Consider the following 13421-nt stretch of genomic DNA (forward strand, 5'->3'; position numbering starts at 1 on the left):
ACAGGGGTTCGAGTCCCCTAGGGGACGCCATTTGCGGGAATAGCTCAGTTGGTAGAGCACGACCTTGCCAAGGTCGGGGTCGCGAGTTCGAGTCTCGTTTCCCGCTCCAAATTCAAAAAAACGCCGCTCATTGAGCGGCGTTTTTTTATGCGCGCTATTTGTCATTTCCCTTGATTGGAATAAAAACCTTCGGGCTATCCGTAGCAGCTGCCGAGCTGGCGAGGCTGCGTTCGGCTGCGTAGCAGTCGTGCGTCCGGCTGATGCGGTCTGTCTGACATGCCATAGTTGCTGATGTTACGACGGCTGCGCCGCCGAACGCAGCCTCGCCAGCTCGGCAGCTGCTACAAGGAATGCGTTGTGGCTGAAATTGTGTGAGGGTAAAAACCGCTTTAACTGCCGAGGCTCTGCACCAGGCTTTCGAGCACTTCAGCGGTTGTATCCTCCAGCGCCGGTTGCGCTGCCACTGCTCTGAGCTGGCAGGTCAAACGGTATTCACTGGGCGTGCAGTTGACGAACTGTTTGAAGGCGCGAGCGAAATAGGACGGGTCCTTGAAACCGGCTTCATAGCCGATGCTGGTAATAGGCATCTGACTATTGTCGAGCAGTTCCTTGGCGAAGTTCATGCGCTTGTCCAGGATGTAATCGGTGAAGCCCAGGCCATTGGCTTCCTTGAACAGGCGGCTGAAGCGAAAGGTCGTCATGCCGCAGCGCTTTGCCAACTCTCTCTGATCGATGCTGTCGCGAAAGTGCTGGTCGATGTACAGCATGACGTGGCTCAACGCCTGGTGTTTTTGGTGTCCTGAAGTCAATCGAATGCTGTCCGGCAAGGTGGGAGAGTGATCGATCAGCGATGTCTGGCCCCCGTTGGCATTTCGGCGCAACTCGCACAGCTGCACCACGGCCGTCAGGTAACGCTTTTTTTCGCCGGACGAGAGCGGCAGCACCATGTATTCCCAGACACTGGAACGCATGGCCCATACCGCGAGTTCTTCCGAATGCTGCACGGTGAACATGGTGATAGGGATGGAGGGAGTGGTGCGCTTGATCTCCAGCAACAGCCTCAAGCCTGGCGTGTCGGGGCGATCAAAATGGATGCAGATCATGTCCGCCTGTCCACCGATGGGCAACACGGAATTTTTCGCCAATTTGCAGTCGCAAGCGCTCTCGAACTGCGCGATGAGTTCCTTCGTGGAATGATCGTGGGTCAGATCGAACCACAGTAGCGATGGCCTTCTGGTCAAATTGGACGTCATGTCTCTACTCTGCGGTTCTTCATGCCGTTCTCGGTGAGTAGTATTGTCAATGAGTTCTGACTTTGCAGATTAAATGCTTATAAATAACTCATACTTTAGTTCTATACGCTCTATCTTTGGTTGGCAATCCGATTCCCCCCAATATTTGTTAGCGTGAACGGATATCTCGCGACGCAACCGCTCGTCGCTTGTGAAACAACAGCAATCGCATTCGCAAGTCATTTCTTTTTTTGCCCTGCCGTTCCTGCCAAAAGCCAACCACGGTAGTTGGCATCCCACCCCGCAAAAAAATCCTAGTGATGTGCAAAATCTTCCTAACGCCTATGCCTTGCCCCTGACTAGTGTTGCATCCAGGCAGAGCAGAACGCACTGCCTCCGGAAACAACAACATTCGAGTGAGGTGGGCAAAATGATCATGCAAACAATCAAGGCTTCGGTAGTGAAGTTCGCCAAAGACGAAGACGGCCTGACCATTGTGGAATACGCGGTGGCGGGTGGGCTGATTACGGTAGCTGTAGCCGCGATGTTTACCCTTTTGGGCGGTGCCGTGACCACCAGGATCACAGCGCTGTGCGCTGCGGTCAAAGGTGCTGCTTGCGCATAACGGCAAATTACGGTGGGGGCCGCCAGCCAGACAACTCAATAGACTTCGCGCCGTCCCCCGCCAATGCACTTTCTGAGCCGCATGACTAACGAAATGAGGTAGAGAAAATGAATCTGCAAACTATCAAAACTTCGATAAGCAAGTTCGCTAAAGATGAAGATGGTCTGACCATTGTGGAATACGCAGTGGCCGGTGGATTAATTACGGTAGCTGTTGCCGCAATGTTCGTTCTTTTGGGTACCGAGGTGAATGCCAGAATCACAGCGCTGTGCGCTGCGGTCAAAGGTGCTGCCTGCGCATAACAGCAATTCACGCTGGGGAGACGCGCCATGTCCATGGAATTGCTGGTTTCGACGGTTGTACTGCTAGGACTGCTGGGCGTCGCGGTGGTGAGCGATCTGCTTCGCCACCGTATCCCCAACATGCTGGTTTTATTGGGGCTTGCCCTGGGATTGGCCAGTCAGACTTATGCAGGTGGTTTCAGCGGATTGGGTGACAGCCTGTTGGGCATCCTGATCTGTTTTGCGTTTTTCCTGCCGATGTACGCCTTCGGTGGCATGGCCGCAGGAGACGTCAAACTGATGGCCATGGTCGGCAGTTTTCTACCCCTTCATTACGCGTTGTGGGCTGCCATGTTCAGTCTGATTGCTGGCGGTGTATGCGGTTTTCTGATTGTGCTGTTCCGCGGTCAATTACTTCAAACCCTGGGCCGCTATTGGCTGATTCTGAAAGCACAGGCCTATCTGGCGCCGACTCCAGATGAAGTAGCCGGCAAACCTTTTCCTTATTCGATCGCCATCCTGATCGGCACTTTAAACAGCGTCTACTGGCAACTCGTTGCTGGTGGATTGGGAGCTTAGTCATGCACGTCATCGTCGATAGTGATGCCTACCCCAGCGATCGGGAAGCGGTGCAACGACTGGCGCCTCAGCCATGCACCATCCGCGAGACCGGTCTGACCGACAGTTTCCTGGGTGACTTGGTGTGCAAGCACCTGCATGACGCCGGCGTGCTGGACATGTCGCGGCTGGTGGAGCGTCTGGCGCTGACCGGCGCTGTACTGGAAGAAGTCCTGGCATTCCTGCGCAAGGATGGTCGTGTCGAAGTGCTAGGCCAGATGGGCCAGACCGGTGGGCAGATGTTGCGTTATGGCCTGACCGACCGCGGCCGCAGCGCCGCCCGCGATGCCCTGTCGCGCAGTGGCTACATCGGCGCGGCACCTTTCCCGGTGAGTACTTATCGTTCCCTGATCAAAATCCAGACCATCCACCACGGCCGCATCAACGCCAACGATATGCGCAACGCTCTTGCTGGCGTGGTACTCACCGAGGGGATGCTTGATCAGTTGGGGGTGGCGCTGAACTCCGGGCGCGCGATCATGATTTATGGCCCCGCAGGTACCGGCAAGACGTATGTAAGCAGTCGGCTGATTCGTCTGTTCGCTGAAGCGATCTGGGTGCCTCATGCCATCGTCATCAATGAGTCGGTGATCGAGATCTATGACCCGCAGGTGCATCAGCGTCTGGATGACAACAGTCAATCGAACAATCTGATGCTCAACGAAGGGATCGACCGTCGCTTGCTGTGCTGCAAACGCCCGATTGTCATTACGGGCGGTGAGTTGAGCATGGAACAGTTGGATGTTCGTTATGACTCATCCACCCGTCAGTACCAGGCCGCCTTGCAGCTAAAAGCCAGTAATGGCCTGTTCATCATCGACGACATGGGACGCCAGCGCATGGCTCCGGCCGAGCTGTTGAATCGCTGGATCGTACCCATGGAAGAGAAGCGCGACTTCATCAACCTGGGCGGCGGTCGGCATTGCGAGCTGCCGTTCGATTTGGTTCTGGTGTTTTCCACCAACCTCAATCCTCTGGAGCTGGCCGATGAGGCCTTTCTTCGCCGGATTGGCTACAAGCTGCAGTTCGGTTACCTGAAGCCTGAGGAGTACGAAAAGATCTGGCGTCAGGAAAGCGAGCGTCTGGGCATTCCTTTTGACCCGCTGCTGCTGCGTTATGTATTGCAAAGGCTTTATGCAAGTGAAGGCATGCCCCTGGTGCCTTGCCACCCCCGCGATCTCCTGAACATGGCCCTCGACCGTCAGCGTTACCTGGGCGGTTCCGGAGCCCTGTCGCCGCAGGAGCTGGAATGGGCCTGGCACAACTATTTCGTCCAGCTCGACTTTCTTTGAAGCGGAGATACTGACATGAGCTCTCGTACTGTTTCCCTGATAGGCATTTCTCTGGTCATGGGCCTTGGGGCCGCATGGATGGCCGACTCCTGGCTGAGCGCACGGCTCAATGCCACCCCCGATGATCACCTTCGAAGTGTGGTGGTCGCCACGGTAGAAATTCCCTTCGGGCAGATGGTCGAGGCCCAACAAGTCACGACCGTACGCATGCCGATGGACACAATTCCCGACGATGCGCTCGATTCAACCGACAAGGCCGTGGGCAAGATCGCAACGTTCGACATTTTGCGGGGCGACGTAATGCGTGGCGCACGCCTGAGCGAGCACTTGGGCGGCAGTACCCTGGCCTCGCTGATTGCAACGGACAAACGTGCCATTTCCGTACGCGTAGACGATGTGGTTGGCGTGGGTGGGTTCCTCCTGCCAGGCAACCGTGTTGATGTACTGGCGACTAAAACCACCAGTGCCGGCAGCAACAACGCCGTTTCCAAGACCATCCTCGAGAACTTGCGGGTGTTGGCGGTTGACCAGACCGCAGGTACCGACAAGACCCAGCCGGTAGTGGTACGTGCAGTGACGCTGGAAATGACGACCGCAGAGGCTGAAACCCTGGTTACCGCACAAACGGAAGGCAAATTGCAACTGGCCTTGCGCAATCCGCTGAACGACCAGAAGAAAATCGCGACCGTTGCGCCTGCACCTGCGGCACCGGTCATGGCGATGGCCGCAGCCCCGGCGCCAAAACGCGTGGTACGCAGCAGTGGCGAGCGTGGCGGGGCTATCACCATCATCCGCGGGATCGAAACCAAAGTAGTCAACATTCGCTGACAGAGCGCAACAGGCGCCTGGGATACCCAGGTATTGGCGGAGCCGATCCGGATCAGTTTCGGTAAATGAGGGCTTGATGATGAATCTTAGAATTCAGCAGCCGTTCACTGGGACGCCAAGGCGCCAGGAAGGTTCGGTGAGCGTATTGATGGTGATTGCGTTGGCGGTGATGTCCATGCTGGCGGCGTTGGCTCTGGACGGCGGACACATGTTGCTGAACAAAACGCGCCTGCAGAATGCGGTGGACGCCGCCGCCCTGAGTGGCGCCAAAACCCTGAGCCAGGTAGCAGGTGCTGCCAACTTTGCCAGCACGACGCGATCTGCTGCGCTCGATACGCTGTTGCAAAATGCCAATGCCGCCGGCAACAACGAATTGTCCACGGCTGTTGCCGGTAATCCAGGTGCATTTGCGGTAGTGGAACTGTCTGACAGCGTCTATGGCCCGTTCACTTTTCCTGGGCCGACGAATGCCAAATACGTTCGGGTATCGGTATCGAACTATAGTCTGACGGGTTTTTTCTGGGGCTTCGTTCAGTCATTCGGTGTGCTGGGGGACAAAGCGGTGGCGGCGATCGCCACGGCAGGCCCCAGCCCTACCAGCCCGTGTGATCTTGCCCCGTTGATGGTCTGTGGTGATGCAACCCAATACGACCCTGACGCCGGTATGTTCTGGGGCTTCCAGTTTGGTGATTTGCAGGTATTGAAGTCGGCTGCCGGCAATTCGGCCGCCATTGGCCCGGGCAACTTCCAGTTGCTCGATTTCGGCTCGGGCGGCAGTACGGTCAGGCAGGACCTGGCTGGAGGCGGCTCGGTCTGCCGCAATGTGGGAGAAAACGTCCAGACCTCTCCCGGCAACATGGTCGGCCCTGCGTCCCAAGGCCTGAATACACGCTTTGGCATCTACAACGGCCCGGTCAGTGCTTCGGACTACCCGCCAGACCTGGTGACCGCATCCAGCAACCCTCAGATTACGTACAACGATTCAGTTACCCCGGCACAAGCGCAATACAAGGGCCAGCCTGTCACATCGAGCGATGGCAATCTTACGGCCGGTGGCGAAGCAATCATGGATTACAACGACTGGCGTGCCAGCGTGGCCGCGTGTGTGGCAGGAGCCGGCAGTGGTTGTGAGAGTAATGGGGTGTTCGAGCGCCGGATGTTGAAAATCGTGGTGGGTGAATGCACCGGGAAACAGGGCGGTTCAACCTCAATCCCTGTCCTGGGTTTTGGCTGCTATTTCGTGGTGCAGCCCATGAACGGGGGCGGCACTGAAGCGCAGATCTTCGGGCAGTTTGTGAAGGAGTGCGAAGGCGACAACGTGTCGGGTCCTAACCCAATGGACGATTCCGGCCCGCAAATCATCCAGCTCTACAAAACCTATCTCAACAGCGGCACTCCGAGCACTGACTCGTAGGAGGGGGCGTCATGAGACTTCACGCGTTTAAACAGTCGCAGCGCCAGCAAGGCCTGGCCCTGGTGGAATTCACCCTCGTGCTGCCGTTGTTGCTCCTGTTGTTGCTGGCTTTCGGCGAGTTCGGCCGCATGCTCTACCACTACAACGTGTTGCTGCAGGCCAGCCGTGATGCTGATCGTTTCGTCGCAAGCCAGGCCTGGAATGCGACGCTTGGGGAGGTCTCTCTAAGCAGTACGTTGGTGGATCAGACGAAAAAAGTCGCAGTCTACGGCGTGCCCAGCCAGACCGGCAGCGCGGTGTTATCCGGGTTGACGACCGACATGGTGGAAGTCGCCGCGGTGGGTCTGGACCATGTGCGGGTCACTATCACTTATACGTTCTGCCCGGTGATCGGCAGTGGCAATTGCACCGGAGCGATTCCGAATTTCTTCGGCAATCCGATTGCCCTGAGCATTCCGCTGGTCGCCACCACTGTCATGAGGGCATTGTGATGAATCGCAAACGCATGCGCGGCACCTATGTCGTGGAATTCGCCATCATCGGTATGCTCGTATTCACACTGTTATTCGCCGTGTTGGAAATGGGTCGACTGTACTTCACCGTCAATGCACTGGATGAAGCCGCACGGCGCGGTGCACGCTTGGCGGCCGTGTGCAATATCAGCGATCCGGTGGTGTTGCGTCGGGCAATCTTCAATGCCGCCAGTGATGCCGGGACAAGCCAGCTGATTACCAATCTGAACACCAGCAACCTGACGCTGACCTACCTGGATGCCAACGGCGCTTTGGTCGCCAACCCCGGCGATACGAGCGGCAGCAATGGCTTTCGTGCCATCCGCTATGTCCAGTTGAACCTGCAAAACTTCGTTTTCAATCTGTTCATTCCCGGGTTCGGCGTGCCCATTACCTTGCCCACATTCAGGGCAACCTTGCCACGCGAAAGCCTTGGGCGTCATTCCGATTCCGGGGAGATCACACCATGCTGAATACCAAGGAAACTCCAGTCGCCACCTCGACCGGCAAAGCCGGGCTCCGGTTGTTGATCAGCAGCCGCGATGCCACCTCTTTGCGCGATCTGCAGAGTGTCTGCCAGCGCATGCCCAGCCTTGAGGTGAGCACCCGCCTGGTGAGTAATGGGCATGTCGACCCGCTCTACGGCCTGGACCGGATGCCCGATCTGCTGCTGTTGCGCGTCAGCCATCTGTGGCGTGAAGAGCTGTCGGCGTTGTTGCAGCGTCCAGCCCATGAACGTCCACCGATGTTGGTGTGTGGTCTGCTGAGCGAACAGGAAGGCATGCGCCTGGCCATGCAGGCCGGCGCCCGGGACGTGCTGCCCGAGCCCATTGCCGAGACCGAGCTGGTTGCCGCCTTGAATCGGCTGGTCATGGAAGTTCGGACCGGCAGCGGAGCAGAAGGCAAATTGATCGCCGTGATGGGCGCCAAGGGCGGCTCCGGCGGAACCCTGCTGGCCTGCAACCTGGCTCAACAACTCAGCGCCAAGGGCGGCAGTACTCTGTTACTGGATATGGACCTGCAATTTGGCAGCGTGACGCATTACCTGGATGTGGCGCAAACCCACAGCCATCTGGAGGTGTTGCATCAGATCGATGGCATGGACAGCGTCGCGTTACGCGGTTTTTGCAGTCACTTCAGCCAAAGCTTGCATGTGCTGGGTGGCCGGGCCGGTGAGCTGTGTCTGCCGCAGGATGCCCAGCCCGAACAGCTTGATGCCCTGTTGAAACTGGCCCGCGCCAGCTATGACTGGGTGGTGATCGACCTGCCGCGGCAAATCGACCACCTCACCGGCTCGGTACTGGAACAAGTGGATCGGGTGTACGTGGTGGTGCAGCAGAGCGTCAGCCATCTGCGCGACGCCAGCTCCCTGGTGCGAATTCTTCGCGATGACCTGGGTGTGCGCGGCGATCAATTGCAGATCGTGGTCAACCGCTATGACAAGTCAGCCGCCATCAGCCTCAAAGACATCGGCGAGGCGCTGCGCTGCACCAATCTGTCGAAATTACCCAACGACTTCAACCTGGTCAGCCAGAGTCAGAACACTGGCGTGCCGTTGGGGCTGCATGCGCCGAGGGCAGCGATTACTACCGCTCTGCGCGACATGACCGAGGACCTGGTCGGTCAACAAGTAGCCGGGAACAAAGGCTTACTCAAACGCGCCTTCAACCGTTTTTTCGGGGGATGACCCATGATCAGCGACTTTCGTAACCGCTTGCGCAAACAGTCCGGTAAACCCGCCTCATCGTCGGCGACCGAGGACCTGCTGGATCCGGCAGAGGAAATAATGGCGTGGGAACGTGCGGTGCCGGACGTTCTGTACGAAACCAGAAGCCAGGTCACCCCGGTGGAAGCCGAGTGGCGGGAAAAGATCTACCAGCAGTTGCTCAAGGTCATGGACCTGTCCTTGCTGGACTCCCTTGAACAGGCCGAGGCCACGCGGCAGATTCGCGATATTTGCCAGCGCTTGCTCGATGAGCATTCGGCACCGGTGAGTTCCGTCAGCCGCCAGTTGATCATCAAGCAAATCACAGACGAAGTGCTTGGTTTGGGGCCTCTGGAACCGTTGCTGGCCGATCACAGCGTGTCCGACATTCTGGTCAATGGCTTTGCCTCGGTCTATGTCGAGCGCTTCGGCAAACTGCAACGGACCGATGTGCGCTTTCGCGATGATCAGCATTTGCTGAACATCATCGACCGCATCGTCTCCAGCCTGGGTCGTCGTATCGACGAGTCCTCGCCATTGGTGGACGCCCGGCTCAAGGACGGTTCGCGGGTCAACGCAATTATCCCGCCGCTGGCCATCGACGGCCCGAGCATGTCGATTCGCCGCTTTGCGGTGGACCTGCTCAATACCGACAGCCTGATCTCGGTGGGGACATTGACCCCGGCCATTGCCCTGCTGCTCAAGGCGATTGTCCGTGGACGCCTGAACGTGTTGATTTCCGGCGGTACCGGCAGCGGCAAGACCACCATGCTCAATGTGCTGTCCAGTTTCATTCCGCAAAACGAGCGGATCGTCACCATCGAAGACTCGGCTGAACTGCAACTGCAGCAACCCCACGTGGTGCGCCTGGAAACCCGGCCTTCGAATATCGAGGGGCGAGGCGAGGTGAGTCAGCGGGAGCTGGTGCGCAACAGTTTGCGGATGCGTCCGGACCGCATTGTGATCGGCGAAGTGCGCGGCGCCGAGGCGCTGGACATGCTGACCGCGATGAACACCGGCCACGACGGCTCGTTGACCACCATCCACGCCAACACCGCGCGCGATGCGTTGGGCCGAATCGAGAACATGGTATCGATGACCGGGGCGACCTTCCCGATCAAGGCCATGCGGCAGCAGATTGCGTCGGCCATCGACGTGGTGATCCAGCTGGAACGTCAAGAGGACGGCAAGCGCCGCCTGGTCAGCGTGCAAGAGATCAACGGCATGGAGGGCGAGATCATCACCATGACCGAAATCTTCTCCTTTGCGCGTCAAGGCATGGGCGAGAACGGCGAAGTGCTTGGCGATTATCGCCCCAGCGGCATGATCCCGGCCTTCCGCGATGTGCTGGCCAAGCGCGGTATCGAGTTGCCGCTGACGATGTTCAGGCCTGAATGGATGGAGGCACGGCAGTCATGAACAATATTCCTGGTGAATTCATTCTGATGTTCCTCGGCATGGTGTTTATCGCCGTGTTCCTTCTGTCCCAAGGCGTGGTAGTGCCGGTGTTCGGCGAGGCCGGCAAGATGCGCAAGCGCATCCGCGGTCGTCTGCATGTACTGGAGAAAGCCAATAATTTACCCAACATGCAGACAGTGTTGCGGCAGAAATACCTGACGCGCTTGTCGCCACTGGAGGCCATGCTCGAGCAGTTGCCGTTTATGGCGAGCCTGACCCAGATGATCGAGCAAGGTGGCCACGAATACCGGGCTTATCGGGTGCTGTTGCTCGGGCTGTTCCTGGGCGGTTGTGCGGCTATCTCGATGTGGATGGTTTCGGCGCTCTGGTGGATGGCGCTGCTGGCGGGCTTCGGGGTGTTCTGGTTACCTGTACTGAAAATTGCTCGTGACCGTGGCAAACGTTTCGCTGAGTTTGAGGAAGGCCTGCCGGATGCGCTGGATGCCATGTGCCGGGCCCTGCGCGCCGGGCACCCGTTCAACGAAACCCTGCGCCTGGTCGCCGAGGAGCACAAGGGGCCGGTCGCCCATGAGTTCGGTCTGACCTTCGCCGACATCAACTATGGCAACGATGTGCGCCGCGCCATGCTCGGCCTGCTCGAGCGTATGCCGAGCATGACGGTGATGATGCTGGTGACCTCGATCCTCATCCATCGTGAGACCGGCGGCAACCTGACTGAAGTGCTGGAGCGTTTGAGCCGGCTGATTCGCGGGCGTTACCGCTTCCAGCGCAAGATCAAAACCCTGTCGGCCGAAGGACGGATGTCGGCCTGGATACTGGTGGCCATTCCCTTCGTGCTGGCGATTGCGATCATCGTTACAAGCCCCACTTACTTGCCGGTGCTGCTCAATGATCCGATAGGCCACAAGCTGATCATCGGGGCTTTCTGCGCCATGTTGATCGGGATTTTCTGGATAAAAAAAATCATCCGGATTCAGGTTTAAAGCGGTATTCGCTACCGGGAGGTACAGTTCATGGACTTTTTACTCGGGTTGTTCAGTCGGGTCACCGGGAACGAGGAGATGGGGCGTCTGTTGTTTCTCGGCGCCATTGGGATCAGTACGGTGCTTGCAGTGGTCGCCGTGATCTTGCTGATGCTGGGCCTTCAAGACCCGGTGCAGCGTCGCCTGGCGTTGATCAAGCGTGGTCATTTAGGCAATACAAGCGGGCAGGAGGCTCCGGGCAATCTGCAACTGTTGCTGGAACGGGTCGGTCAGCGCTTTGCCTCGAGCGAATCGGCTCAGGCATCCGCCACCCAGACTTTGCTGACGCACGCAGGGTACCGTTCTGCTTCGGCGGTGCAGATGTACTGGGCGGTACGTCTGATGTTACCGCTGTTGCTGGTCGGCGTTGCATTGTTGCTATTGCCTTTGATCCCCAAGGTTTCGCTGACCGTTGGCCTGCTGTTGGTGCTCATGATGGCGGGTGTCGGATGGCTGCTGCCGGCCCTGTATGTCGGCAAGCGCAAGCAGGCGCGTCAAAACCGGCTACGCGCCGCGTTTCCGGACGCACTGGACCTGATGGTGGTGTGCGTGGAGTCGGGCCTGGCGCTGCCCACGACCATCGAGCGGGTGGCTGAAGAAATGTCGGTCAGTCAGGTTGAACTGGCTGAAGAGCTGGCCCTGGTCAATGCGCAAATCCGCGCGGGCATCACCAGTACCGAGGCGCTCAAACAACTGGCCCTGCGCACTGGGCTGGATGATGTACAAGGGTTGGTCAGCCTGCTGGCGCAGAGTATTCGCTTCGGTACCAGCGTGGCCGATACCCTGCGCATCTATGCCGATGAGTTCCGTGACCGGCGTATGCAGGCTGCCGAAGAGATGGGGGCTAAAATCGGTACCAAGCTGATATTCCCGCTGATTTTCTGCCTGTGGCCGAGCTTTTTCCTGGTCGCCATTGGTCCGGCCATGATCGGCGTGATGAGAGCATTCGGGTGAAATAACGGGCGGAGGCTGTCGAGTACGATGGCCTTGCCACTCGAGTCTGATCTGCACTTTCCTTCCATAGGTCCACATCCCTGTAGGAAGCTGCCGCAAGCTGCGATCTTTTGATTTTTCTGGCAGGCAATTCATTGTCCAGACCTCTAAATCAAAAGCTCGCAGCCTGCGGCAGCTTCTACAGGGATTTGCGTATATCCGTTCATCAACGACCGGGCGTTGGTTGATTGTCGCGATACGCTCGGTGACAGGCTGGCCAAGGCGCAAGAATTGTTGCCAGGCACTCCTTAAGGAACGCTGCGGTCAGACGTAGGAGTTGGCGAGGCCTGCGATCTTTTGATTCTGATGGGAGAGGGAATCGCTGAAGAGCAAAGCTCGCAGGCTTCGCCAGCACGCGGTAATCCAGCCAGGCTTGGATTAATTCGCAGATACCGCTGCTTTACTTGCACACGACGTCTAGCCCGGCTATTCAGCCAGGCTAGTTTGGACTTCACCAGAGACTGATAGGCCTCATTCGCTGCTGGGGACTTCGCCCCCTGTATCCTGGTCAAAAAACTCCGGAATCGGGTAGAGGAAGCTGTTCAGCCAACGCTGCATGGCCAGGTCACGTTCGGCGGCCGAAGCGGTTTGCAGTTTAGTGGAGGCAACGACACCGCGACTCTGCATTACCAACCACTGCTCGGTGCCTTTTTGCTCCTTCGAAGAGGGGCCCGGTTCAATAGCCCAGGCACTGGTGGACAGGCAAGCCATGCACACGATCAACAGCCTCTTGGTATTCATCTCGACTCCTCGTACGTTTTACTTGGTCGCACCGGATGAGGCAGTGGCTACCTCAGTTCTGCGATTGCCCTGCGAAGCCGCCACTTTTTTTGCGGAGGCCTTGAGTTTTTCCGCGCGGCTTTGAGCCTCGGCGATTTGCTGGGGACTCAAGCTGGCGCGGTTCGCGAGTTCGGCAGCCGACTTCCAGTTATCCTGATAAATCAGCAGCGTCACCATATTGAGTGCCGCCAATGAATTGGACTGTTTGAGCTCCATGGCGGTCATGAACTCGAAGCGTGCTTCAGGGATACGTCGTTGATTGAGGTAAACGACCCCCAGGTCATTGCGCATCTTGTCATCGGTGGGGGCCATCTTGACCGCACGCTCAAGGTGTTTGGTCGCGGTGGCGTAATCATTTTTGGCCGCGGCCAATTGGCCCAGGCCATGTTCCCCGTCGGCGGCCAGACAGGTGCCGAGCAAGCTTTGATACAACGGCCCCGCCTCGTTACGCCCCATCAAACGCAGCACCCGGGCCTTGCGCAGGCGAACCTGAACCAGGTTGTCGGGCAAACCTTCCAGATTCGCCAGGCTGGCATACAAACGGCCATCGTTGGCCATGTTGTCGGCCAGACTCAGGGCCAACTCTTGTTCCGAATCGGGCTTGGCACAGATGGCCGGTCGCGAAGACAAACCATTAGTGGCACAACCTGCGAGCATCAATGTCGCCATGACTGCAATGACTGCTTTCATCGAATGTCCT

The 13421-nt window shown here is 57.9% G+C and carries 15 protein-coding genes and 1 tRNA gene; 13 read left to right on the forward strand and 3 right to left on the reverse strand.

From position 1 onward, the window contains the following. Nucleotides 1-33 precede the first annotated feature (33 nt). A tRNA-Gly gene (locus BZL43_RS25645) sits at nucleotides 34-109 on the forward strand. Between the two features lie 280 nt (nucleotides 110-389). Here the strand turns inward: BZL43_RS25645 and BZL43_RS25650 are convergent. Then, entirely contained in the window at nucleotides 390-1253 is an 864-nt protein-coding gene (locus BZL43_RS25650) for a DNA-binding response regulator (protein ID WP_095634859.1), read from the reverse strand. A 409-nt stretch (nucleotides 1254-1662) separates the two neighbouring features. On the opposite strand from BZL43_RS25650, the gene BZL43_RS25655 reads away from it, so the two are divergent. The 12 genes from BZL43_RS25655 to BZL43_RS25710 all read left to right on the forward strand — a co-directional run bounded on the left by BZL43_RS25655 (nucleotide 1663) and on the right by BZL43_RS25710 (nucleotide 11902). Further along, the gene (locus BZL43_RS25655; RefSeq protein WP_095634860.1) at nucleotides 1663-1857 is read left to right on the forward strand and encodes a Flp family type IVb pilin; all 195 of its coding nucleotides are present in this window, start codon (nucleotides 1663-1665) and stop codon (nucleotides 1855-1857) included. A 107-nt stretch (nucleotides 1858-1964) separates the two neighbouring features. Next, nucleotides 1965-2159, forward strand: a complete 195-nt coding sequence (locus BZL43_RS25660; protein WP_095634861.1) for a Flp family type IVb pilin — start codon at nucleotides 1965-1967, stop codon at nucleotides 2157-2159. A 27-nt stretch (nucleotides 2160-2186) separates the two neighbouring features. Further along, nucleotides 2187-2717, forward strand: coding sequence for a prepilin peptidase (locus tag BZL43_RS25665; protein WP_095634862.1), 531 nt, complete (start codon nucleotides 2187-2189; stop codon nucleotides 2715-2717). A 2-nt stretch (nucleotides 2718-2719) separates the two neighbouring features. Beyond that, nucleotides 2720-4048: an AAA family ATPase gene (locus tag BZL43_RS25670; protein ID WP_095634863.1), complete on the forward strand. Its 1329-nt coding sequence runs from the start codon at nucleotides 2720-2722 to the stop codon at nucleotides 4046-4048. Nucleotides 4049-4063: 15 nt separating this feature from the next. Beyond that, nucleotides 4064-4876, forward strand: coding sequence for a Flp pilus assembly protein CpaB (gene cpaB, locus BZL43_RS25675; protein WP_095634864.1), 813 nt, complete (start codon nucleotides 4064-4066; stop codon nucleotides 4874-4876). Between the two features lie 76 nt (nucleotides 4877-4952). Beyond that, nucleotides 4953-6290 carry a TadE/TadG family type IV pilus assembly protein gene (locus BZL43_RS25680; RefSeq protein ID WP_095634865.1) on the forward strand — a complete coding sequence of 446 codons (1338 nt, stop codon included), beginning with the start codon at nucleotides 4953-4955 and terminating at the stop codon, nucleotides 6288-6290. 11 nt (nucleotides 6291-6301) lie between these two features. Further along, nucleotides 6302-6781 carry a TadE/TadG family type IV pilus assembly protein gene (locus BZL43_RS25685; protein WP_095634866.1) on the forward strand — a complete coding sequence of 160 codons (480 nt, stop codon included), beginning with the start codon at nucleotides 6302-6304 and terminating at the stop codon, nucleotides 6779-6781. Continuing rightward, nucleotides 6781-7275: a TadE/TadG family type IV pilus assembly protein gene (locus tag BZL43_RS25690; protein WP_095634867.1), complete on the forward strand. Its 495-nt coding sequence runs from the start codon at nucleotides 6781-6783 to the stop codon at nucleotides 7273-7275. The genes BZL43_RS25685 and BZL43_RS25690 overlap by 1 nt, the downstream gene beginning before the upstream one ends. Then, nucleotides 7269-8489: an AAA family ATPase gene (locus BZL43_RS25695; RefSeq protein WP_095634868.1), complete on the forward strand. Its 1221-nt coding sequence runs from the start codon at nucleotides 7269-7271 to the stop codon at nucleotides 8487-8489. The genes BZL43_RS25690 and BZL43_RS25695 overlap by 7 nt, the downstream gene beginning before the upstream one ends. Nucleotides 8490-8492: 3 nt before the next feature. Then, nucleotides 8493-9926, forward strand: a complete 1434-nt coding sequence (locus tag BZL43_RS25700; RefSeq protein ID WP_095634869.1) for a CpaF family protein — start codon at nucleotides 8493-8495, stop codon at nucleotides 9924-9926. Next, nucleotides 9923-10909, forward strand: a complete 987-nt coding sequence (locus BZL43_RS25705) for a type II secretion system F family protein (RefSeq protein ID WP_095634870.1) — start codon at nucleotides 9923-9925, stop codon at nucleotides 10907-10909. The genes BZL43_RS25700 and BZL43_RS25705 overlap by 4 nt, the downstream gene beginning before the upstream one ends. 30 nt (nucleotides 10910-10939) lie before the next feature. After that, entirely contained in the window at nucleotides 10940-11902 is a 963-nt protein-coding gene (locus BZL43_RS25710; RefSeq protein WP_095634871.1) for a type II secretion system F family protein, read from the forward strand. 510 nt (nucleotides 11903-12412) lie between these two features. Here BZL43_RS25710 and BZL43_RS25715 read toward each other — a convergent pair. Continuing rightward, entirely contained in the window at nucleotides 12413-12682 is a 270-nt protein-coding gene (locus BZL43_RS25715) for a DUF3613 domain-containing protein (RefSeq protein ID WP_095634872.1), read from the reverse strand. An 18-nt stretch (nucleotides 12683-12700) separates the two neighbouring features. After that, complete coding sequence (locus tag BZL43_RS25720; RefSeq protein WP_095634873.1) at nucleotides 12701-13411, reverse strand: tetratricopeptide repeat protein; 711 nt, start codon at nucleotides 13409-13411, stop codon at nucleotides 12701-12703. Between the last annotated feature and the right edge of the window lie 10 nt (nucleotides 13412-13421).

Source organism: Pseudomonas sp. PICF141, assembly GCF_002286815.1.
Taxonomy (GTDB): Bacteria; Pseudomonadota; Gammaproteobacteria; order Pseudomonadales; family Pseudomonadaceae; genus Aquipseudomonas.